Source organism: Burkholderia sp. BCC0398 (assembly GCF_902833245.1).
In the GTDB taxonomy this organism is placed as follows: domain Bacteria; phylum Pseudomonadota; class Gammaproteobacteria; order Burkholderiales; family Burkholderiaceae; genus Burkholderia; species Burkholderia sola.
The window spans coordinates 35,445-58,387 of the sequence record NZ_CADFEM010000026.1 but is presented as its reverse complement, the minus strand read 5'-3'; the positions used below and the strand labels follow the sequence as shown (position 1 = coordinate 58,387).

Sequence of the window (22,943 nt, the reverse complement as noted above, 5' to 3'; positions counted from 1 at the left end):
TACAACGAAAACTGCAAACCCTTCGTCTGGACCGCGTCAGCCGATTCGATCCTCGAAAAGCTGCATCGACTTTGCTCGCGAATCAGCGGAACAGGACACTAGCGGGGTATGACATCTTGAAGAACATGCCAGAGGCATATGCCAATAAAGAATATGGTCTGACTACTCTCTACGCTTTCAGCGGGATTCTAGGCGTATACGTTGCGGTTGCTGCATTCTTCAGCCTGCCCCTATTCTGGCCTGCTTTGGTCCTATCCATCTTAGTGGGTATCGCGATCGCGATTTTCAAAGCGTCGGCGCTCAAAGACTGGGTCTCTCGCTGCAAGTTCAGCAAGGGGGAGCACTACGATTCGCTTGAGGCGGAAATCAAGGCATTTAACTCGGCGGCGGGAGGCTAACACGTGGACGAGCGCGTCATGAAAAAATGTATCGGCAAACCAGTGCCACAGTGGGATCTGGCGCATCGCTTGCTGATCAATCGAGCCGTTGGTCCAGATGTCCAGGATTTCGGTGCAACGTTCAGCGTCAATTCAACTTATATGGATGTAGTCGAGCCGTCTTTTCTCGAACGGCAGTGGTTCATTACTGGCGCTGTACTGGCCTTTTTGGGTATGGGAATTGGTCCATACGTCTATCTTCTAACGCACGCCGATCCAGCTCCTGCGTTTTGGATGTTTGTATTTAATTGCCTAGCGATTGTGCCTGTCGTCCTTTTCGGTTCGATAGTCTGGAAACTCGGGCGCGGCCTGTTCTTTGGTCTCCGCTATCGCCCGATCCGCTTCCATCGCGAAGCTCGCAAGCTTTTTGCGATTCGCGCACGACGCTTTTTCGCGAAACCCAGCGAAGGTGACATCGTTTGGGAAGCACCGTGGACGGAAGATTCGATCTTTTGTCTACACCGCGAAGACACGTCCTTCGGCACGATTTTCCACATTCGGCACTATACGGTCGACGACCACGGCAATGTCACTCGCGTGTTCTCGATAGGTCGGGAATGGACCGGCAAGCAGCAGGTTGAAATGGCACTCGCGCAGTGGAACTACTGGTGCGCGTACATGAACGGCGGGCCGAACGGTTTGCCCAAACCGATGCTGTTTCACACGCAGCGCGAGACGCCACGCGAGTCGTTCCTGTTTTCTCTGTATAGCTTCGGGATGCGCGCGCCGGTCTTCATTCGTTTGCTGATGATGCCGCTGATTCTGATCTTTACCGTCATGCGAATCATTGCGAATGCGACCTGTCGCGATCCTGTCTGGCCTGCCGCCATCGAGCAAATTTCCGCGATCGCGCCCGATGATCTTTACGCGGAACCGCGCTCAGGGACGCCTGTCGGATGGGGAGACACTGTGTTGGCCCAGCAGCGCGGCGAGTATCCGAATGGGTCGAAAGCGCGGGTCGAAGACTGGAGGGGTGAACCCGACGGCGGAATGTACGCGGCAGCTTGGCTCGAGAATCCTGCTGCCAACATGGCAAACTCGGCAGTGCGAAGCTAACGGTGCTTGACGAAGAGGATTTCCGGCATGATTGAAAGGCACATCGTAGCGGCGCTAACCACGGCACTTGTGTTGTTCGCTGGATGCTCGTCAAGTGCATCTGCGAAATACGATGCTGCGGAAAAAGCGGTCAAATCAGCATTGGTCGATGCCCAAGACATCGATTTTTTTGATTTATACGAAAACACGCTTGATTTGCACGGGATAAGTTCGACGCCGAACTACACGCGCACGTTCATTTGCGGATACGTCACCTACAAAAATCGGGCCGGCCAGCTGGTTCGCGCGCGTTTTATCTATGTGACCCGTTCGGATGATCCGTCACTTGCCGACTATGGCCCCCTCAGCCTGGAGAAGCCTGAGCTGAATTACGGAATTCGTGATGAGGACAATGGAGGCAGGTACGCGACCGCGTTCGAATTCTCCGGATGGAATCGAATTTGCGCCAATGCTCAGCATCCGAAAACTTTTAGCGGAGTCGCTCCGAAGAGCGATGGTTGACCTGGATGCGGGGCCGATCAGGTCTTGCTTGTTCAACGGCATGACAATGCAAACGATGCGGAAAGGATGATGAAGGATGAAAACGGACGTGGCGTGATCCGCCTGAATGACAAGACGACGCACGGTGGCCACGTGATCACCGCGAGTGACGATCTGAAAGCGCAGGGCATTCCCGTCGCGCTCGAAGGGCACCTGACCGAATGTCCGAAGTGCGGCGGGCAGTTCAGGATCATTCCCCAAAACAGTACGCGCAACCATCACGGTACGCCGGTAGCCTTTCACGATGATCCGACGGAGTGCGGAGCGCGACTGATTTCGTCGCTTGAATAGAGGTCATCGCGTATGGGCGGTTCGGTAGATCCGATGAAGGAAACGGCATTGATCGGCGAATCGTCGCCCGACGCGCAGGTTGTGCATCATTGGCTTTATTTGAACCGGCCACGCCACTTCCCGGAGCCTGGCAAGCGCACGCGGGCGGAGCGGCTATCGGAAATCGAACATCTCTATGACCGACACGTCGTCGGCCCGGCGATTCTCGACGCCGCGGCGGCCGAATCTCTCCCGTCGTACGGCCCGCAGCATGAAGTGATCTGGATGCAGCCATACGGCCCACAAGGAGGATTGCGCAAACTTATCTTCGTCGGCCCGACACTCGTGCGTTCCGACCGACTAGGGCTGTAGCTGAATGGATCACCTGCTGTCGCATTACGAATATGAACTCGGGTTGTTCGCGCGGGCACTCGGCGATTTCGCGATCCGCTATCCAAAGATCGCGGCTCGGCTCGGCATCCAGAGCGGCCGAAGCGACGATCCGCATGTGGCGCGTCTGATTCAAACCTTTTCGTTTCTGGCCGCACACCTCGATTCGAAGCTGGCCGACGACTATCCCGAGTTCACCGAGGCGCTGCTCGAGGTCGTCCACCCCCACTATCTGCGCACCATACCGTCGTGCGCGATTGCCTTGGTCGAACCACGGACGATCGTCGGTCAACTGACGGAGCCGATCATCGTGCCGCGAGGCATGGCATTGAATGCGCGCACCGCCCCGATACGGTTCCGGTCGGCCTACGACGTGACCATCTCGCCATTGCAAATCCGGTCCGCGCGGTATGCCCCGGCGATGCTGGCGCCGTCGGCCGTGAGATTGCCGACAGACGCAACCGGCGTGCTGTCGATCAGCTTCGCGTCGGCTGCCGGTCCATTCACGGCGGCTATTCCGGACGGGCCTGTCCGGATCTATCTTTCCGGCGAACGGCCGTTCGTCTCGTCGCTGCTGGATGCTTTGCTGTTGCGCGCGGCGGCCGCGTATGTCGAGGTCGATCAATGTGGGCGCTGGCGGGCCATATCGAAGGTACCGTTCGAACCGGTCGGTTTCGCCGATGACGACCGCTTGCTGCCGGACAACCGAACCACCAGCCGCACCGCGACCACCTACCGCTACTTGCTGGAATACTTCGCGTTTCCCGAACTGTTCGATTTCGTCGATCTCGACATCGGTCGCGTGCGGCGGGCAGCAAGCGCTCCCGACGCTCGGGAACTAACGTTGCACGTCGTATTGCGCGATACGCCTGCCGACTCGGTCGCCGCGCTGGCGCTTGCATCGCTGGACGCGGCGGCGTTCAAGCTGTTTTGTACGCCCGTCGTGAATCTCTTTTCTCAACCGGCCCTGCCCATTGTGTTGAAGGGGCAGGACGCCTATCCGGTCCAACCCGTGCGACTGGCGAAACATTCGCCGCTGGGCGTGTATTCGGTCGACGCGGTCTATCTCGGCGAGTTATCAAGGAAGAAGGACAAAGACGAGGACGTATCGCTCGACAGTGATCGGCCTAGAACCCTGGTGCGGCCCTATCAGGCGCTGAGTCACGATCCGCGCCCGGATTCGGCGGCGGTCTATTGGGTTGCGTTTCGTGACCGCGATGCGGGATCGCCCGGTCGTCAATCCATGATGCTGTCGCTGGTCGGACTGGACGGACAGTCGGTCCGGCCAAAGCTGCCCCAAATCGATGTGGTGACGACGGTGACAAACGGCGACTTGCCGGCGCGCTTGTCGATCGGCAATCCGGTGGGCGATTTGCTGCTCGAAAGCAAGGCGCTGGATTGTCCGATCCAGTTGATTACCCGACCGACGTTGACGGCTGATCTGCCGCGTGGCCACGGTGCGTTGTGGCGCGTGTTGTCGACGCTTGCGTCGCATCCGCTGGACCTGACGCGGGACGGGTTATCGGGGCTGAAAGCATTCCTGCGGCTCCACGCGGTGCGCACGACGCCGTTCGCGCTGCGCTGCATCGACGCGATTACCGAACTGGACTACAAGCCGGCAATGAAATGGATGTCGCTGGATAATCAGTTCCCGTCGTTCGTGCGCGGCATCGAAATCATGTTGTCGCTTGACGAGACCGCGCTGCGCGAAGTCAGCCTGGTCGTGTTCACGAAGCTGCTCGAACGGTTCTTCGCGCCGTACGGGCCGACGAACAGTTATGTCCAACTGGTGGTCCGTTCGGCGCAGACCGGCCAGGAATTGACGCGAGGCGCGGCCATGCCCGGTACGCAGCCGCTGATCTGAACGCATCGGCCGGGATTCTCGTCATGAGGCGGCGGGGTGATCCGGATCAGCCCTGACCAAGCGCTCGACCGTATGTTGTCTGACCCGGGTGGGCGGCGCAACGCTGCCGATCGCTTGCATTACGCGCCAGTATTCGACTGCCCCTGCAGCCACGCACAGAACTGCGCGACGAGCGGATCGTCGACCGGCGCGCCCGGCGCGATCCACCAGTAGCTGCGCGTCGCGATACGCGGCCCGTCGAGCGGCATCACCAGCCGCCCGCTCGCGAGTTCGTCGTCGATCAGCGGCAACGGGCCGAGCGCGACGCCCAGCCCGTCGACGGCCGCCTGCAGCGCCAGGTAGAAGTGGTCGAACGACTGTCGCTTGCGGCCCTTCATCGCGACACCCGCCGCCGCGAACCAGTCGCGCCAGCCTTCCGGCCGCGTATCCGAATGCAGCAGCACGTGCCGCGCGAGATCGTCCGCGCGCGTGATCGGCGCGCGCTTGAGCAGTGCCGGGCTGCACACCGGAATCACGCTTTCGTCGAGGAAGTGGCCGCTCGTGCAGTTCGGCCAGTGGCCGGGGCCGCGGCGGATCGCGACGTCGAAGCCGTTCAGCGTGTCGAGCGGCGCGTTCGACGTCGACAGCTTCAGCTCGACGTTCGGCACGTCGCGCTGAAACCGCGACAGGCGCGGCAGCAACCATTTCATCGCGAAGGTCGGCAGCGCGTTGATGCGCAGCACGCGCGCCGCGCCCGTGTTGCGCAACTGCTCGGTCGCGTGCGCGATGCTGTCGAACGCCGCGCGTACGGTGTCCAGGTAGCGGCGGCCTTCGTCGGTGAGCTTCACGCGCTTGCCGTAGCGGTGGAACACCGGCTTGCCGAGCCACGCCTCGAACCCGGCGATCTGCCGGCTGATGGCACCGTGAGTCACATGCAGCTCGTCGCCGGCGGCGCTGAAGCTTTCATGTCGTGCCGCGGCTTCAAAGGCCCGAAGCGCGGAAAAGGGCGGGAGATCGCGTGCCATGCTTGTGATTTTAGATCACAAGGGCGCGTCGATAAAATCGTTTTGCCGGCATCCCGAACGGCGGTAACCTCGATTCACCGTTTGATGAGGAGCCCCATGCAATCCGCTTTGCCGCCCGCCTTCCCGCCGCCTGCCGAGTCCCCCCGCAGCGTCGGCCTCGCCGAGCTGTTCACCGGCTTCCTGTCGCTCGGCCTGATGTCGTTCGGCGGCGCGTTGCCGTTCGCGCGGCGCACGATCGTCGACGAGCGCAAGTGGCTCTCCGCCGACGAATTCACCGATCTGCTCGGCCTGTGCCAGTTCCTGCCGGGCGGCAACGTGATCAACCTGTCGGTCGCCGTCGGCATGCGCTTTCGCGGCGTCGCCGGCGCGTTCGCCGGGATTCTCGGGCTGATCGCCGGCCCGACGCTCGTCGTCGTCGCGCTCGGCGTGCTGTACGCGAAGACGCAGAACGATCCGCGCGTGCAGCACCTGTTCGCGGGGCTCGCGGCGGCGGCGGCCGGGTTGCTCGTCGCGATGGCCGTGAAGGTCGCGAAGCCGCTGCTTCGGGCGCCGCGCACCGCGGCGGCGATTGCGGCGCTCGCATTCGTCGCGATCGCGGTGCTGCGACTTCCGCTGCTGACCACGATGCTGGTGCTGACGCCCGTCAGCATCTGGCTCGCGTCGCGCCGCCGCGAGGCCGGCGCGCCGCGGCCGGTGCCGGATGCCGCGCGAGACACGCACGATGCGCACGACTCGCCCCACACGCAACAGGAGCGCCGGCCATGAGCGACACGCTGATCGCCATCGCGACGATCTTCAGCCAGTTGTCGCTGCTCGCGTTCGGCGGCGGCAACACGATCCTGCCGGAGATGCAGCGGCAGGTCGTCGACGTGCACCACTGGATGAGCGCGCACGAGTTCACCGCGCTGTTCGCGCTGGCCCAGGCGGCGCCCGGGCCGAACATGATGATCGTGTCGCTGGTCGGCTGGCACGTGGCCGGCTGGGCCGGGCTGCTCGTCGCGTCGGTCGCGAAGTTCGGGCCGTCGTCGATCGTGACGGTGCTCGCGCTGCATGCGTGGGAGCGCTTTCGCGACCGGCCGTGGCGCCGCTACGTGCAGCAGGGGATGATGCCGGTGACGGCCGGGCTCGTCGCGGCCAGCGCGGTGCTGATTTCCGAGGCGTCGAACCGCACCGCGATCCAGTGGGGCATCACGGCCGCATGCGCGGTGCTCGCGTGGCGCACGCGCATCCATCCGCTGTGGCTGCTCGCGGGCGGCGCGCTGATCGGGCTCACGGGCATCGGGCAGTGAACGGCGCACAACCGCCCTCCCGTGCGCGATACTGGCGCGACTTTTCACGGGAGGATCGATGGATCTCGACGGCGCCAGCCGCAATCTCACTGTCGCCGCATTGCTGACGCTGTCCGGCGGCTACCTCGACGCGTACACGTACGTTGGCCACGGCCACGTGTTCGCGAACACGATGACCGGCAACGTCGCGCTGCTCGGCATCAACCTGTCGGCCGGCGAATGGGCCGCCGCGCTGCATCACGTGCCGCCGCTCGGCGGCTTCGTGCTCGCGGTGTTCGTCGCGCATCTGCTCGCCCTGGCCGCGCAGCGCGGCTGGATGCGGCATACGGCGTTCGTGAGCCTGATCGTCGAAATCGCGTTTCTCGGCGTCGCCGCGAGCGGCGTCGTCGGCGCGTCGAGCGCATGGCTGATCCCGGGCATCTCGTTCGTCGCGACGCTGCAGACGCTGTCGTTCACCCATCTCGAGGCACTGTCGTACACGTCGGTGATGACGACCGGCAACCTGCGGCGCGCCGCGCAGAAGCTGTTCGTCGGGCTGATTCCGCGCTACGACGCGGGCGCGCTGCACGACTCGGCGCTGCTCGCGACGATCAGTTTCTGTTTCCTGGGCGGCGCGGTGGTCGGCGGCCTCGTGACGCGGCTCGTGCCGGACATCGCGCTGTGGGGCGCCGTGCTGCTGCTCGTCGGCGCGTTCGCGGAAATCGTGCGGCGTGCGTGGCGTCGCGCGGGGAACGGCGGTGCGGGTGGCGCGGGCGGTCAGGGTGGTCAGGGCGACAGCAGCGACGGGGCGACGCAAACGGCCTGACGGCAGGCTGCAACCCGCAACCCGCCGCAACGATCGCACCGGCGATTTCTCCGCGATCCGCGTGACCACGCCGCACCATCGCCGAACCTTGCAGCGCCGCGCGTGCCCCCCGGCGCCGCCGCCCACCGTGCCGCCGCCGCACGAAAACACGCCCCGCGCGGGAAACGTTGTTCCCGGACGACAATCGCGCGATTGCCGCGCATTTCAATTTCTTTCAGCCTCCGTACTCATCCTATGATTCACCCCACGTCGCGCGCGCCATGAGCGCGCCGCGATCGCCACCCGGCTGCGCACGCGGCCGGTCATGAATGGAGACACCTAAAAAAGGAACGCTCATGAAGCAGACCACCCGACTCGCAGTCATCGCAGGGGGCGCGGCGCTGGCCTTCGCCAGCCAGTACGCAGCAGCACAAAGCTCGGTCACGCTGTGGGGCGTGGCCGACGCCAGCATCCGTTACCTGACCAACGCCAACGCGAAGAACGACGGCCTGCTGTCGATGACCAACGGCGCGATCACGAACAGCCGCTTCGGCATCTACGGCACGGAAGACCTCGGTGGCGGCCTGAAGGCCGTGTTCAACCTCGAGAGCGGCGTGAACCTGCAGAACGGCGCATTCGCCGACAGCGGCCGCCTGTTCAACCGCGCGGCGTACGTCGGCCTGCAGAGCCCGTACGGCACCGTGACGCTCGGCCGCCAGAAGACGCCGCTGTTCGACCTGCTGGCGGATACCTACGATCCTCTGACCGTCGGCAACTACCTCGAAAACGCATGGTTGCCGGTCGCGCTCGGCGGCGGCCTGTATGCGGACAACCAGATCAAGTACACGGGCAAGTTCGAGGGCCTGACGGCGAAGGCGATGTACTCGACCGGCACCAACTACGAATCGACCGGCGCCGGCGGCTTCTCGGGCCAGATTCCGGGCTCGCTCGGCAAGGGCAATGCATGGGGCGTATCGCTGTCGTACGTGATGGGCCCGCTCAGCATCGCGGCCGGCGCGCAGCAGAACAGCGACAACTCGGCGCGCAAGCAGACGATCTACCACGCGAACGTCGTGTACGCGTTCAGCAAGGCGAAGATCTACGCGGGCTACCTGCGCTCGAAGGACGACACGGGCTTCGTCGACAGCCTGCTCGCGCAGCAGTCGATTCCGGTCGCGAAGGGCACCGGCCGCATCGACGACGGTCCGTTCGCGGGCGTGAGCTGGCAGGTCAGCGCGCCGCTGACGCTGACGGGCGCGTTCTACTACGACCACATGCGCAATGCGATGACCACGAACGGCACGCTCGCGAGCGGCAACCGCTACGCGATCGTCGGCATCGCCGAGTACGCGCTGAGCAAGCGCACCGAAATCTACGGCACCGTCGACTTCAACAAGACGAACGGCGCGGCGAACGTCGAGCTGCCTGGCCGCAGCAACCAGACGGGCATCGCGATCGGCCTGCGCAATATCTTCTGACGAACGTCGGAACGCGTGCGCCGGCTTCGTCCGGCGCGCATCGAAGAGGCTCCGCGCGGAGCCTCTTTTTTTTCGTCACGCGACCTTCATACGCGCAACCGATTATTCGGCAAACGCTCCATTGCGCCAGGCCCGCGCCGTAAGCGATCCGTCGGCGATCCAGAACACACTTTTACAGTCCGCGCGCGGGCTTTCCGCTACGCTGCGTGCATCGCGCGTGGCATGCCGTCAGGCGTGCGCGTGCGTCGTTCCGGTCGCGCGCCGCGAGCGCGGGCGGCCTGTGCGTAACTTGTGTATCCGGCGATGACAAACGCGGTCCGCCGGTTTCTTTCGTGGGACGATGCGCTCACGATTTTCTTGAAAGGGGATGACGATGGGTATCCTGAACGTTGTGGGCGAAATCGCCGGCGCAGTGGCTGCCGTCGAAGGCGTGGAAAAGGTGGATCCGGATGCGGGCCTGCTGACCAAGGCGGCCGCGGCCGTCGCCGGTTTCAAGGGCGCGGAGGCGATCGAAGGCCTGCTCGAGAAGAAGGACGAGCAGCCGCAGCAGGCGGACGATACGCAGGCGACGGACGGCAGCGACACGTCGCAGGCATGAGCATGGCGGCCGGTCCGGCCGCGGGCGCGCCCTTCGCGCGCCTGGGCCGACCGGTGCCGCGCAATCGGCAGGTCGGGCATGCGGTCGATCGGTGACGCATGGCACAACCGCCAGCCGGTTTGACCGGCGAGAGGCCACGTCTCTCGCCGTTTTTTATTGGACGCGCGGCACGCACCGCGCGCCGCACGAATCCCCGAATCTTGCTATCGTCACCCCATCCGAACTGCGATGAGGGAATGCGATGGATTTCGACTACGACCTGTTCGTCATCGGCGCCGGCTCGGGCGGCGTGAGGCTCGCGCGCATGTCCGCGTCATACGGCGCACGCGTCGGCATAGCGGAAGAAGAGCAGATCGGCGGCACCTGCGTGCTGCGCGGCTGCATCCCGAAGAAACTGCTGGTCTACGCATCGCATTACCCGCATGAACTCGACGACGCGAAGGGCTTCGGCTGGACCTTCGGCGCCGGCACGCTCGACTGGCCCGCGCTGATCGCCGCGAAGGATCGCGAGATCAACCGGCTGAGCGACATCTACATCAGCCTGCTGCGGCAATCGGGCGTCGACATGCACGCCGGCCGCGCGACGCTCGTCGATGCGCATACGGTCGCGATCGGCGATCGCTCGATCCGCGCGCGCCACATCGCGATCGCGACCGGCTCGCGGCCGTCGTTGCCGCCGCGGCCCGGCATCGAACATGCGATCACGTCGCGCGAGGCGCTGTCGCTCGCGACGTGCCCCAAGCGCATCGCGGTGGTCGGCGGCGGCTATATCGCGGTCGAGTTCGCGGGCATCTTCAACGGCTTTGGCAGCCACGTCGACCTGTTTTATCGCGGTGAAAAGATCCTGCGCGGCTTCGACGACGACGTGCGCCAGTTCCTGACCGACGAGATGACGAAGCAGGGCGTCACGATTCACCCGTGCGCGGTGATCGAATCGATCGAGCGCGCGGACGACGGCGCGCTGTTCGTGCATGTCGGCGACGCGCGGCACGGGCCGTACGATCAGGTGCTCTATGCGACCGGCCGCGTGCCGAACGTCGACGGGATCGGGCTCGAGCAGGCGGGCATCCTGCTCGATGCACGCGGCGCGATTGCCGTCGATGCGTATTCGGCGACGTCGGTGCCGTCGATCCACGCGATCGGCGACGTCACGTCGCGGCCGCAGCTCACGCCGGTCGCGACGCGCGATGCCGGCTTGCTCGCGCGCACGCTGTTCGGCGGCTCGCGCGTGGCGGTCGATCACGCGTACGTGCCGTCGGCCGTGTTCAGCCAGCCGGAGGTCGCGACGGTCGGCCTGACCGAGGCCGATGCGCACCGCACGCTGGGCGACGTCGACATCTACCGCACGTCGTTCAAGGCGCTGCGCCATACGCTGTCGGGCCGCGACGAGCGCACGCTGATGAAGCTCGTCGTCGCGCGCGACAGCCAGCGCGTGATCGGCGCGCACATGGTCGGCCGCGACGCGGGCGAGATCATTCAGGGCATCGCGATCGCGATTCGCGCGGGCGCGACGAAGACGCAGTTCGACGACACGATCGGCATTCATCCGACCGCGGCCGAGGAGTTCGTGACGATGCGGCAGAAGGTGGGCGACTAGCGGGAAGCGGGCGGCCGCGTTTTCAACGCGGCCGTGTTTCGCGGGCGTACGCCGCTCAATGCACGCCGAACGCGTCCAGCAGCCGATACCAGCTCATCGCGAGCACCAGCGCCGGCGTGCGCAGCGCCGCGCCGCCCGGGAAGTCGCGATGCCGGATCTTGTCGAACAGGTCGAAGCGGCTCGCCTGTCCGTCGATCGCCTCGGCGATCAGCTTGCCCGCGAGCGCGGTCGTGTTCACGCCGTGCCCCGAGAACCCCTGCGCGAAGTAGGTCGTCGGCGTGATGCGGCCGAAATGCGGCGCGCGGTTCATCGTGATGTCGACGAAGCCGCCCCACGCATAGTCGACCTTCACGTCCGCGAGCTGCGGGAACGTCTTCAGCATGTCCGCGCGCATCGCCGCGGCGAGATCGCGCGGCTCGCGCGTCGAATAGCTGACCTTGCCGCCCCACACGAGCCGCGTGTCGGGCGCCGGCCGGAAATAGTCGAGCACGAAGCGGCTGTCGCAGATCGCCGCGCGCGCGGGCATCAGCGCGGCGGCGCGCGCTTCGCCGAGCGGTTCGGTCGCGATCACGTAGGTGCCGACCGGCATGATCTTCTTCGACAATGCGGGCGCGAGCGTGCCGACGTAGGTGTTGCACGCGAGCACGACGAAGCGCGCGCGCACGTTGCCGCCGCTCGTCTCGACGACGTGGCCGCCGGACACGTCGCGCACGTGCGTCACGCAGCTGTCCTCGTGGATGCGCACGCCCGCGTCGGTGGCCGCCCGCGCGAGACCGAGCGTGTAGTTGAGCGGATGGAGGTGGCCACTGTCGGGGTCGTACAGGCCGCCGCAATAGCGGGCCGACTGCACGTAGTCGCGGAGTTCGTCCGCTTCGACGAAGTGGAAGCGGTCGTAGCCGAAGCGCTTCGCGGCTTCGTCGCGCCAGCGTTTCAGCGCATCGGCGTCGCGCTCGGTGTTCGCCGCGGTCAGGTAGCCGGGCACCAGCGCACAGTCGATGTCGTGCCGCGCGATGCGCGACTTCACGAGCGACAGCGTTTCGAGCCCCATGTCCCAGATCCGCTTCACGTCGCCTTCCGGCATGAATTGCGCGAACGTGTCGATGTCGCACGCGAAGCCGCCGATCAACTGGCCGCCGTTGCGGCCGCTCGCCGCCCATCCGACCCGCGACGCTTCGAGCACGGTCACCGAATGGCCGCGCTCGGCGAGGTTGAGCGCGGCGGACAGGCCCGTGAGGCCCGCGCCGATCACGCACACGTCGGCGTCGATCGTGCCGGCAAGCGGCGCGTGGCGGGTCGTGTCGTTGACGGTCGCCGCGTAGTACGACGCGACGTGCGGCTGGTTGGCGAATGTCTGCATGATGAGGAGGGCGGAGTGAAAGGGCTCAGAACAGCTCGCGGACGCGGTGATACAGCATCCCGAGCTCGAGTGCCGGTTGCCGCCATGCGTCGCCGCCGGGAAAGCGCCGGTGACGCACGCGTGCGAACAGATCGAACGCGCGCGTGTCGCCCGCGATTGCGCCGGCGACCGCGCGTCCGGCGATCCCGGTGAGCGCGACGCCGTGCCCGCTGAAGCCCTGGACGTAGAAGAAGTTCGGATCGATCGCGCCGAAGTCAGGCGCGCGGTTGCGCGTGACGTCGACGAAGCCGCCCCACGCGTGCTCGACGCGCACGTCGCCGAGCTGCGGGAACACGCCGACCATGCGCTGCCGGATCGCTTCGGCGAGCGCGGCGGGCGACGCGCCGGCCGAATTCGCACGGCCGCCGAACAGCATCCGGTCGTCGGCCGACAGCCGGAAGTAGTCGAGGAAGAAGTTGTTGTCGCACACGGCTTCGCGTCGGGCGATCAGCGCGTCGGCATGCGCGCGGCCGAGCGGCTCGGTCGCGATGATGTACGACGCGATCGGCGCGATGCGCGCGGCGGTCGCGGCCGGCAGCACGCCGCCGGGGCCCGCATTGCAGCACGACACGACGAAGCGGCAGCGCACTTCGCCGGATGGCGTGCGCACGACCGGCCGCGCGCCGCGCACGACGTCGAGCGCGGGCGTGTGCGCGTACAGCGCGACGCCTTCGCGGCGCGCGGCATCGGCGAGGCCGAGGCAATACTTGAGCGGATGCAGGTGGCCCGACAGCGGGTCGTGCACGCCGGCCAGATAACGCGTCGACGCAATGCGCGCGTGGATCTCGCCGGTATCGAGCCACGCGAGCGACGGGTGGCCCCAGCGCGACGTCGCGGCATTCATCCACGCGCGCAGGTCGTCCACGCGGCGCGGCTTCGTCGCGACGGTCAGGTAGCCGCGCGTGAAGTCGCAGTCGATCCCGTAGCGCGCGATGCGCTCGGCGATCAGCGCGACGCCGTCGAGCGACAGCGACCACGCGGCGCGCGCACCGTCGGCGCCGAGCTGTTTCTCGATCACCTCGTCTTTCGCGAAGCCGGTGATCGCCTGGCCGCCGTTGCGGCCCGACGCGCCCCAGCCGGGCCGGTGCGCATCGATCACCGCGACCGACAGCCCGCGCGTGCGGCAGTCGAGCGCCGTCGACAGGCCCGCGAAGCCGGCGCCGATCACGCAGACGTCGACGTCGATCGCATCCTCGAGGATCGGATCGTCGGCCACGGGTCGTGTGGCCGTGGCTTCGTAATACGAGTCGCGCGCGAGCGCATCGGCGCGGCGGGTGAAAGACTGCGTCATGAAACTGACTCCCTCGACAAGGCTGCGAACGGCGCGCAGCCGGAAAACGGCGCGGGACGCCGTGCGTGCGGCACGGCGCCCCGCGCGTGCTGCATCAGAACGAATAGATGAACTGCGTCGCGAGCAGGTCGTTGGACTTGCCGTACGACCCGTCGTTGCGCAGGAACACCTTGTTGTTCGCCCAGTCGTGCCGGTATTCGACCTTCACGGTGATCTGCTGGGTCGGATAGAACAGCAGGTCGAGCGCGACGTCCTGGCGCACCGCGCCCTTGCACTCGAAGCCCAGGCCGCCGCCGGCCTTCGACTGCGCGAGGCAGTCCGCATCGACGCCGAAGCCGTTGCTCGGGTCCATCCCGTTGCCGTTCAGCGCGATGCCGCCGCCGCCGCCGCCGTTCTTCGAGTTCGCGAGCAGGTCGTAGCGCAGCGTCACGCCCATGCGGCCGACCACCGGTGCGTTGAACTTGCGGTGCGCGAGCAGCGACAGCCCGTACCACTGCGCGAGCCCGCCGTTGAACGCGGCATGCTGCTGCCGGCCGTAGTCGACTTCGGCGTTGTACTGAATATCGGCGAGCGTGTAGGTCGCGTCGAGTTCGCCGAAGAAGAACGAACCGTACCCGCTCGGCGCCGCGCCGCCCGGGCCGTAGTGGACGACGCCGTCCGAATCGATCGCACTCGACAGCGTCTGCCGCCCGATGTTGAACGAGCCGCCGAGATCGAGCGCGCTCGACCACGTGTAGTCCGCGCGCGCGGTGAAGGTCGGCACCTTGTTGCTCGTGGTGATCGGGTCGCCGAGCGCATTGGTGCCCGTCTGCGTGACCGAACCGTAGGTGCGGTACTGCTCGTTGCCGAGGAAGAACTTCCACGCCCAGGCGCCCTTCGTGTAGTTCGCGCCGACACCGACGTAGCTGCCCGGATCGGAGAAATCGTACAGCAGGTTGTGCGTGAGCGTGAGCATCTGGTTCGACTGCTGCACTTCGTAGCCGCCGAAGCTCGGGATCAAACCGGCGACGAGCGTCGCTTCCGCGGTGACCGGCACGTTGATGACCGCGGTGTTCAGCAGGTTGTCGGTGATCGAGCCGCGCGAGTTCTGCAGCAGCGTGATGCCGTTGCCGCGGTTCGGCATCAGCGTGATTTCGGCCGACGGCGCCATCGGGCCGACGCCGAACGTCTTCTTGATGTCGAGGTAGAGGTCGCCGAACGTGCTGTTGAAGTAGTTGTACGCGTTCTCGTGGTTCGCGAACAGGAACGACGACGTGCCGGCCGCGCGGTTGTAGATGTAGGTCGGATCGATGTAGCCGGTGACCGACAGGCCGGCGAGCGGGCCCGTGGTGGCCGCGTCGGTCAGCGAGTCGACCTTCAGCTGCTGGTTCGCGATCTGCTGCTTCATTTCGCTGACCTCGTCGTTGGTCAGCGTGGCGCGTGCGCGGCCGTAATCCGGCGAGCCCGGATCGGCGGCGACCGCGACCGCATTGCCGCCGCCGGCCATGTCGCCGCTCGCGCCGCCCGGCTTCGCGGCGAGTTGCGCCTGCATCGCCTTCATCTGTTTCTGCAGCGCCGCGACCTGCGCCTGCAGCGCCTTGATTTCGGCGGAGGTGGAACCGGCCAGCGCGACGCCCGGCAACGCGCCGGCCACCAGCAGGCAGATCAGTTTCTTCTTCATTGCGGATTCTCCTAGTCGTGCGCCTGTCAAATCGGGATCGAATCGCGCGCCCCCCCTGGGGCAGCGCGTCATGCTTGTCTGCACTGCTTGTTATCGTTGAAGGAGTCGAGCGTTCAGGCCATCGCGAACGCGGCCTTCAAGTCGGCCATCCGGCGCCGCTCGCGCGCGATCATCATCCGGTTCACGACGATCACGCCGATCGTCACCGCCGTGATGAACAGCGTCGCCAGCGCATTCATCTCGGGGTTCAAGCCCAGCCGCACGCGCGAGAACACCACCAGCGGCAGCGTCGTCGACCCCGGCCCGGACAGAAACGCCGACAGCACCAGATCGTCGATCGACAGCGTGAACGACAGCAGCCACCCCGACAGCAGCGCCTGCGAGATCAGCGGCAGCGTCACCACGAAGAACACCTTCAGCGGCGTCGCGCCGAGATCGAGCGCGGCCTCCTCGAGCGACTTGTTCATCTCCTTCACGCGCGACTGCACGATGATCGCCACGTACGACACGCACAACATCACGTGGCCGATCCAGATCGTCGCCATCCCGCGCCCCTTCGGCCAGCCGAACATCTGCTCCAGCGCGACGAACAGCAGCAGCAGCGAGATCCCCTGGATCACCTCCGGAATCACCAGCGGCGCGTTGATCATCCCCGTGTACAGCGTGAAGCCCTTGAAGCGGCCGAAGCGCGCGAGCACGAAGCCGGCCCACGTGCCGATCACGACCGACGCGGTGGCCGTCAACAGGCCGATCTTCAGCGACAGCCACGCGGCGGTCAGCAGCTCGTCGTCGTCCAGCAGCGCCGCGTACCACTTCAGCGAGAAGCCCGACCACACCGTCACCAGCTTCGATTCGTTGAACGAATACACGACGAGGCTGATGATCGGGATGTACAAAAACAGGAAGCCGAAGGCGAGAACGCCCGTCGACAGCGGTTTGCTCGGCTTGATCATTTCGCGTCCTCCAGTTCCTTGACCTGGTAGTACTGGAACAGCGCCATCGGCACCAGCAACAGCAGCACCATCGCGACCGTCACCGCGGACGCCATCGGCCAATCCATGTTGTTGAAGAATTCATCCCACATCACGCGGCCGATCATCAGCGTGTCGGCGCCGCCGAGCAGTTCGGGAATCACGTACTCGCCGACCGCCGGGATGAACACCAGCAGGCTGCCGGCGATGATCCCGTTCTTCGACAGCGGCAGCGTGATGCGAGTGAACGCGACCCACGGTTTCGCGCCCAGGTCGTACGCGGCTTCGAGCAGCGTCAGGTCCATCTTCACGAGGTGCGCATAGAGCGGCATCACCATGAACGGCAGGTACGAATAGACCATTCCGATGTAGACGCCTGCGTCGCTGTGATAGAGCCGCAGCGGCGTGTGGATGATGCCGAGCGCGATCAGCGTGTGGTTCAGCAGGCCGTCGTCCTTCAGGATGCCGATCCATGCGTACACGCGGATCAGGAACGACGTCCAGAACGGCAGCATCACGGCCATCATCAGCACGTTGCGGCGGTTCGGCTCCGAGCGCGCGATGTAGTACGCCATCGGATAGCCGATCAGCAAACACAGCACCGTCGACACGGCAGCCATCTTCAGCGAGCTGAGGTAGGTCGCGATGTACAGGTCGTCCTGCAGCAGGAACGCGTAGTGCGACAGCTGCAGCGCGAAGTGCACGACGCCGTCCTTGAACTCGACGAGCGACGTGTACGGCGGGATGCCCATCACCTGGTCGGCGAAGCTGATCTTCAGCACCAGCACGAACGGCAGCGCGAAGAACACGGCCAGCCACAGGAACGGCACGCCGATCGCGACGGTGCGGCCCGACGGCAGCAAGCGCGACAGCGCGGCGAAGCGGCGGCGGCGGGCGTGACCCGCGCCGGTGCGTGCGGCGCCGGTCGACACCGGCGCGGAAGGCGTGGAAGCGGAGGTTCTCATCGTCGCGTCCTCATTGCGTCAGCACGACGCCGCTGGCCGGCGACCACGACACGAACACGTCGTCGTTCCACGCGGGCGCGCCGTCGTTCATCAGGTGCGAGCTCGACAGATTCGACACCACCGTCTTGCCGCTCGGCAGACGCACGTGGTACAGCGAGTAGCTGCCCATGTACGCGATGTCGGTCACCACGCCGCGCGCCCAGTTGTGCCGCGCGCCCGGCTTCTCGCGCGACACGTGCACGCGCTCCGGGCGCACCGAGATGCCGACCGGCATCCCGAGCGGGCCGGTCACGCCGTGGCTCACGTACATGCGGTTCTCGAGATCGTCGCTTTCGACGAAGATGTGATCGGGCTCGTCCTCGACCACGCGCCCCTCGAACAGGTTGGTCGAGCCGATGAATTCGGCCGAGAAGCGGCTGTTCGGGTATTCGTACACTTCGCCGGGCGAGCCGATCTGCACGATCTTGCCTTCGCTCATCACCGCGAGGCGGCTCGCCATCGTCATCGCCTCTTCCTGGTCGTGCGTGACCATCACGCAGGTCACGTCGACCTTCTCGATGATGTTCACCAGTTCGAGCTGGGTTTTCTGGCGGATCTTCTTGTCGAGCGCGGACATCGGCTCGTCGAGCAGCAGCAGCTTCGGGCGCTTCACCAGCGAGCGGGCGAGCGCGACGCGCTGCTGCTGGCCGCCCGACAGCTGATGCGGCTTGCGCTTCGCGTACTTGGTCATCTGCACGAGCGCGAGCGCATCGGCCACGCGTTCCCCGATCTCGTTTTTCGGCGTGCCTTCCTGCTTCAGGCCGAACGCGACGTTCGATTCGACCGTCATGTGCGGGAACAGCGCATACGACTGGAACATCATGTTGACCGGGCGGCGGTACGGCGGCAGCGACGCGAGGTCCTCGCCGTCGACGAAGATCTTGCCGGAGGTCGCCGTTTCCAGCCCGGCGAGCATGCGCAGCAGCGTGGACTTGCCGCAGCCCGAACTGCCGAGCAGCGCGAACAGCTCGTTCTTCGCGATCGTCAGGTTCACGTTGTCGACGGCCGTGCTGTCGCCGAATTTCTTCACGACGTTTTCGATGCGCACGAACGCATCGTTTTGCGTACGGGGTGCGGCGGCCGGTTGGGTCTGGCGTGCAGCAGCGGAAGAGGGTATCGATTGCATGGGAGTCACCATTCGTTCTTCACGGATTGCAGGCGCGAGCGTCCCCACGCGAGGCGCGCAACGCGACTCGCGAGCAACGGCTCGTGCCGGATGGAACAGCGCGCGTGGCGCGCGGGCGGACGGAGGTCCGCGAATGTCAGGCGGGCAGGCGGACCGCGATGCCTGCGCCGCCGTGAGGCATCGCGATCAGTGGCCCGTCTTCAATTGGGCCCACAGACGGTTCTCGAGGCGCAGGATCTCGGCCGGCATCGGCTTCATCAGCACCATCTTCTTCAGCACGTCTTCGGGCGGATAGACGGTCTGGTCCTGCGCGACGGCCGGCGTGACGAACTGATGCGCGGCTTTGTTCGCGGTCGGGTAGAACACCGTGTTGGTGATCGCCGCGTTGACCTTCGGGTCGGAAATGTAGTTGATCCACTTCAGCGCGGCCTCGGGGTGCGGCGCATCCTTCGGGATCACCATCACGTCGAACCACAGCAGGCCGCCTTCCTTCGGATTCGAGAACTTGATGTCGTACGAACGCTTCGCTTCGGCCGAGCGGCGGTGCGCGATGCCGACGTCGCCCGACCAGCCGAGCACGACGCATACGTCGTTGTTCGCGAGGTCGTTGATGTAGCCGGACGAGTTGAACTGGGTGATGTACGGGCGCACTTTCTTCAGAACTTCGAACGCGGCCTGGTAGTCGCCGGGGTTCTTGCTGTTCGGGTCCTTGCCCATGTACTGCAGCGTGGCAGCGAACACGTCGACGGCCTGGTCGAGGAACGACACGCCGCAGCTCTTCAGCTTCTCCATGTTGGCCGGATCGAACACCAGCGCCCAGCTGTCGACCGGCGCCTTGTCGCCGAGCGCCTTCTTCACCGCCTGTGCGTTGTAGCCGATGCCGTCCGTGCCGTACGCCCAGGGCACCCCGTACTGGTTGCCCGGATCGGCATCCGAGATCATCTTCATCAGCAGCGGGTCGAGGTTCGCGAGGTTCGGAATCTTCGACTTGTCGAGCTTCTGGTACACGCCGGCCTGGATCTGCTTGGCCATGTAGTTCGACGTCGGCACGACGATGTCGTAGCCGGAGCTGCCGGCCAGCAGCTTCGCCTGCAGCGTGTCGTCGCTGTCGTAGTTGTCGTACTTGACGTGAATACCCGTCTGCTTCTGGAAGTTCGGGATCGTGTCCGGCGCGATGTAGTCGGACCAGTTGTAGACGTTCAGGTCCTCGGCATGAGCCGACGGACTGGCGACCGACGTGAACGCGGCCACCGCGGCAAGGGCCGCGATGGAACAGGCTTGGCGAAGTAAGCAGGCACGCATGGTGGAATTCCCTTGGGTGATGGCGGCGTGCGGCGCCCGCCGCACGCCTGTAGGCAAAACCGTTACGAAATACCCAGTTGCTGGGCGGTGGCATCGACGGCCTTCTTCGCCTTCGACACGAGTTCATCGATTTCCTGGCGCGAGATCACGAGCGGCGGCGACAGCAGCATCCGGTCGCCGGTCGCCCGCATGATCAGGTTGCCGTTGAAGCAGAAGTCGCGGCAGATCGTGCCGACGTCGCCGCCGTTCGCGAAGCGGCGGCGTTCGGCCGGCGCTTCGGCCAGTTGCAGGCTCGCGACCATCCCGTGCCCGTGCACTTCGCCGACGATCGGATGACGCGCGAAGGTTTCGCGCATCAGCGCCTGGAAGTACGGGCCGGTGTCGGTCTTCACGCGCTCGACGATCCCCTCGTCGCGCAGCAGCTTCAGGTTCGCGACCGCGACGGCCGCCGCCACCGGATGGCCCGAATACGTGAGGCCGTGATTGAATTCGCCGTTATCGATGATCGGGCGCGCGACGCGCTCATGAATGCCCACCGCCCCCATCGGCACATAGCCCGACGTCAGGCCCTTCGCCATCGTGATCAAGTCCGGCTCGAAGCCGAAGTGCTGGTGCGCGAACCATTCGCCGGTGCGCCCGAACCCGCCGATCACTTCGTCGGCGACGAGCAGAATGTCGTACTTGCGGCAGATCCGCTGGATTTCCGGCCAGTACGTCGAGGGCGGGAAGATCACGCCGCCCGCGCCCTGGAACGGCTCGCCGATGAATGCCGCGACGTTCTCCGCGCCGAGCTCGAGGATCTTCGCTTCGAGCTGCTGCGCGCGTGCGAGGCCGAATGCTTCGGGCGTCTCGCCCGGCTGCGCTTCGCCGAAGAAATACGGCTGGTCGATGTGCACGATGTGCTCGACTTTCGACGGCATCTGCTCGTGCATGTAGCCCATCCCGCCGAGCGTGCCGCCCGCGATCGTCGAGCCGTGATAGCCGTTCTTGCGCGAGATCACGTATTTCTTCTGCGGCTTGCCCTGCACGCGCCAGTACTGGTGCACGAGACGCAGCACGGTGTCGTTGCCTTCCGAGCCGCTGTTGCAATAGAAGAAGTGGTTGAAGCCGGCGGGCGTCACTTCGGCCAGCATCGCCGACAGTTCGATCACCGGCGGATGCGTGGTCTTGAAGAACGTGTTGTAGAACGGCAGTTCCTGGATCTGGCGATACGCGGCGTCGGCGAGTTCCTTGCGGCCGTAGCCGACGTTTACGCACCACAGGCCAGCCATCCCGTCGATCACCTTGTTGCCGTCCGAGTCCCACAGGTAGACACCGTCGGCCTTCACGATCACGCGACTGCCGGCGCGGTTGAGCGCGCCCATGTCGGAGAACGGGTGGATGTGGTGCGCGGCGTCGAGCGCGCGGTATTCGGCGGTCGTGCGTGCGTGCGTCGCGCGCGGCGCGGCGGCCGCGGCACTCGGCGCGGCCGGCTGGATCCAGGCAGATTCGTTGCGGTAAGTCATGTTTCCTCCGTGATTCCGTATGCGGTGATGCGCGCTTAAACGTGCAGCAGCAGATGGCGGCGTTCCCACGAGCTGATCACGCGGAAGAACGCTTCGTATTCGGTTTCCTTCAGCGCGAAATACGCCTTCAGGAACTTGGGTCCGAGGATCTCGCCGAGCGGCTCGCACGCGGCCATCAGCGTCAGCCCTTCCTCGAGGTTGCGCGGCAACTGGTACGGCAGGCTGTAGCCGTCGCTCACCAGCGGCTCGGTCGGCTCCAGGCGCTGTGTCATGCCGAGATAGCCGGCTGCAAGCGTCGCCGCGAGCGCGAGGTACGGGTTGCAGTCGACGCCCGGAATCCGGTTTTCGATGCGGCGCGCGGCCGGGCCCGAGTGCGGAATGCGGAAACCCACCGTGCGGTTGTCGTAGCCCCACTGCACGTTGATCGGCGCGGCCATGAAGCGCGACAGGCGGCGATACGAGTTGATGTACGGTGCGAAGATCGGCATCAGCGCCGGCGTGTACTTCTGCAGCCCCGCGAGATAGTTGTAGAACATCGACGTCGCGCCGCCGGTTTCCTGCGACGTGAACAGGTTCTGGCCCGTTTCCTCGTCGACGATGCTCTGGTGTACGTGCATCGCCGAACCCGGTTCGTCTTCCATCGGCTTGGCCATGAACGTCGCGTACATGTTGTGACGCAGCGCGGCCTCGCGCACCGTGCGCTTGAACAGGAACACCTGGTCGGCCAGCGACAGCGCGTCGCCGTGCATGAAGTTGATCTCCATCTGCGCGGCGCCGACTTCGTGGATCAGCGTGTCGATGTCGAGGTTCTGCGCTTCGCAGTATTCGTAGATATCCTCGAACAGCGGGTCGAATTCGTTGACGGCCTCGATCGAATACGACTGGCGGCCGGTTTCGGGGCGACCCGTGCGGCCGACCGGTGGACGCAGCGGCAGGTCGGGGTCCTTGTTCATGTCGACCAGATAGAACTCGAGCTCGGGCGCCACGACCGGCTTCCAGCCCTTCGCCTTGTACAGGTCCAGCACGCGGCGCAGCACGTAGCGCGGCGAGATCTCGACCGGCGAGCCGTCGAAGTGCACGCAGTCGTGGATCACCTGCGCGGTCGGATCGACGGCCCACGGGATCAGGCGGATCGTCGACGTGTCGGGCACGCACACCATGTCGGGGTCGGTCACGCCGGTCAGCGACCCGTCTTCCGGATAGTCGCCGGTGACGGTCTGCACCATCACGGCCTGCGGCAGGCGCATCGATTCGCCGGACGTGAACTTGTTGCGCGGCGTGATCTTGCCGCGCGCGATGCCGGCCATGTCGGGAATGATCGCCTCGATCTCGGTGATCCGGTGCTGCTTCAGAAAGTCTTCGATGTCTTGCATGTCTGTTC

21 protein-coding genes and 1 pseudogene are annotated in these 22,943 nt (G+C 65.5%); 12 read left to right on the top strand and 10 right to left on the bottom strand.

The window, feature by feature from the left end; all coding sequences use genetic code 11:
* The 6 genes and pseudogenes from HWX76_RS34900 to tssF form a co-directional block, all read left to right on the top strand.
* Positions 1–398: pseudogene (locus HWX76_RS34900) on the top strand (hypothetical protein); the annotation flags it as partial.
* An 18-nt stretch (positions 399–416) separates the two neighbouring features.
* The gene (locus tag HWX76_RS34895; RefSeq protein WP_244138072.1) at positions 417–1,493 is read left to right on the top strand and encodes a DUF6708 domain-containing protein; all 1,077 of its coding nucleotides are present in this window, start codon (positions 417–419) and stop codon (positions 1,491–1,493) included.
* A 27-nt stretch (positions 1,494–1,520) separates the two neighbouring features.
* Positions 1,521–1,994: a hypothetical protein gene (locus tag HWX76_RS34890; protein ID WP_124638308.1), complete on the top strand. Its 474-nt coding sequence runs from the start codon at positions 1,521–1,523 to the stop codon at positions 1,992–1,994.
* A gap of 69 nt (positions 1,995–2,063) precedes the next feature.
* Positions 2,064–2,324 (top strand): PAAR domain-containing protein, encoded by a 261-nt coding sequence (locus HWX76_RS34885; protein WP_050014342.1) that lies wholly within the window; start codon positions 2,064–2,066, stop codon positions 2,322–2,324.
* A gap of 33 nt (positions 2,325–2,357) precedes the next feature.
* Positions 2,358–2,675 carry a hypothetical protein gene (locus tag HWX76_RS34880; protein ID WP_176017042.1) on the top strand — a complete coding sequence of 106 codons (318 nt, stop codon included), beginning with the start codon at positions 2,358–2,360 and terminating at the stop codon, positions 2,673–2,675.
* Between the two features lie 4 nt (positions 2,676–2,679).
* The gene (gene tssF / locus HWX76_RS34875; protein WP_176017041.1) at positions 2,680–4,557 is read left to right on the top strand and encodes a type VI secretion system baseplate subunit TssF; all 1,878 of its coding nucleotides are present in this window, start codon (positions 2,680–2,682) and stop codon (positions 4,555–4,557) included.
* 119 nt (positions 4,558–4,676) lie between these two features.
* Here the strand turns inward: tssF and HWX76_RS34870 are convergent, their stop codons facing one another.
* Positions 4,677–5,561 (bottom strand): transcriptional regulator GcvA, encoded by an 885-nt coding sequence (locus HWX76_RS34870; RefSeq protein ID WP_176017040.1) that lies wholly within the window; start codon positions 5,559–5,561, stop codon positions 4,677–4,679.
* 96 nt (positions 5,562–5,657) lie between these two features.
* On the opposite strand from HWX76_RS34870, the gene HWX76_RS34865 reads away from it, so the two are divergent.
* The 6 genes from HWX76_RS34865 to gor all read left to right on the top strand — a co-directional run bounded on the left by HWX76_RS34865 (position 5,658) and on the right by gor (position 11,307).
* A complete protein-coding gene (locus HWX76_RS34865) occupies positions 5,658–6,326 on the top strand; it encodes a chromate transporter (protein WP_176017039.1) in 669 nt (222 codons plus the stop codon).
* Positions 6,323–6,850 (top strand): chromate transporter, encoded by a 528-nt coding sequence (locus tag HWX76_RS34860; protein WP_050014278.1) that lies wholly within the window; start codon positions 6,323–6,325, stop codon positions 6,848–6,850. Before HWX76_RS34865 ends, HWX76_RS34860 begins: the two co-directional genes overlap by 4 nt.
* A gap of 58 nt (positions 6,851–6,908) precedes the next feature.
* Complete coding sequence (locus tag HWX76_RS34855) at positions 6,909–7,655, top strand: YoaK family protein (RefSeq protein WP_050014279.1); 747 nt, start codon at positions 6,909–6,911, stop codon at positions 7,653–7,655.
* Between the two features lie 335 nt (positions 7,656–7,990).
* Positions 7,991–9,112, top strand: a complete 1,122-nt coding sequence (locus tag HWX76_RS34850; protein ID WP_050014280.1) for a porin — start codon at positions 7,991–7,993, stop codon at positions 9,110–9,112.
* A gap of 373 nt (positions 9,113–9,485) precedes the next feature.
* Complete coding sequence (locus tag HWX76_RS34845) at positions 9,486–9,710, top strand: hypothetical protein (protein ID WP_050014343.1); 225 nt, start codon at positions 9,486–9,488, stop codon at positions 9,708–9,710.
* Positions 9,711–9,951: 241 nt separating this feature from the next.
* Complete coding sequence (gene gor, locus HWX76_RS34840; protein WP_176017038.1) at positions 9,952–11,307, top strand: glutathione-disulfide reductase; 1,356 nt, start codon at positions 9,952–9,954, stop codon at positions 11,305–11,307.
* Between the two features lie 55 nt (positions 11,308–11,362).
* Here the strand turns inward: gor and HWX76_RS34835 are convergent, their stop codons facing one another.
* From HWX76_RS34835 to HWX76_RS34795, 9 genes are all read right to left on the bottom strand, one after another.
* Complete coding sequence (locus HWX76_RS34835; RefSeq protein ID WP_124631174.1) at positions 11,363–12,664, bottom strand: FAD-binding oxidoreductase; 1,302 nt, start codon at positions 12,662–12,664, stop codon at positions 11,363–11,365.
* Positions 12,665–12,689: 25 nt separating this feature from the next.
* Positions 12,690–13,994 carry an FAD-binding oxidoreductase gene (locus HWX76_RS34830; RefSeq protein ID WP_089488888.1) on the bottom strand — a complete coding sequence of 435 codons (1,305 nt, stop codon included), beginning with the start codon at positions 13,992–13,994 and terminating at the stop codon, positions 12,690–12,692.
* 94 nt (positions 13,995–14,088) lie between these two features.
* Positions 14,089–15,654: a DUF3138 family protein gene (locus tag HWX76_RS34825; RefSeq protein WP_124631176.1), complete on the bottom strand. Its 1,566-nt coding sequence runs from the start codon at positions 15,652–15,654 to the stop codon at positions 14,089–14,091.
* 113 nt (positions 15,655–15,767) lie between these two features.
* Positions 15,768–16,607, bottom strand: a complete 840-nt coding sequence (locus HWX76_RS34820) for an ABC transporter permease subunit (RefSeq protein WP_050014285.1) — start codon at positions 16,605–16,607, stop codon at positions 15,768–15,770.
* On the bottom strand, positions 16,604–17,590 hold the full coding sequence (locus tag HWX76_RS34815) for an ABC transporter permease subunit (protein ID WP_050014286.1): 987 nt from the start codon (positions 17,588–17,590) through the stop codon (positions 16,604–16,606). Before HWX76_RS34815 ends, HWX76_RS34820 begins: the two co-directional genes overlap by 4 nt.
* A gap of 10 nt (positions 17,591–17,600) precedes the next feature.
* Positions 17,601–18,755, bottom strand: a complete 1,155-nt coding sequence (potA, locus tag HWX76_RS34810; protein ID WP_050014287.1) for a polyamine ABC transporter ATP-binding protein — start codon at positions 18,753–18,755, stop codon at positions 17,601–17,603.
* Positions 18,756–18,941: 186 nt separating this feature from the next.
* Positions 18,942–20,057, bottom strand: coding sequence for a polyamine ABC transporter substrate-binding protein (locus HWX76_RS34805; protein ID WP_050014288.1), 1,116 nt, complete (start codon positions 20,055–20,057; stop codon positions 18,942–18,944).
* Between the two features lie 62 nt (positions 20,058–20,119).
* Positions 20,120–21,562, bottom strand: a complete 1,443-nt coding sequence (locus HWX76_RS34800; protein ID WP_176017037.1) for an aspartate aminotransferase family protein — start codon at positions 21,560–21,562, stop codon at positions 20,120–20,122.
* Positions 21,563–21,597: 35 nt separating this feature from the next.
* The gene (locus HWX76_RS34795) at positions 21,598–22,935 is read right to left on the bottom strand and encodes a glutamine synthetase family protein (RefSeq protein WP_050014290.1); all 1,338 of its coding nucleotides are present in this window, start codon (positions 22,933–22,935) and stop codon (positions 21,598–21,600) included.
* Positions 22,936–22,943 lie beyond the last annotated feature (8 nt).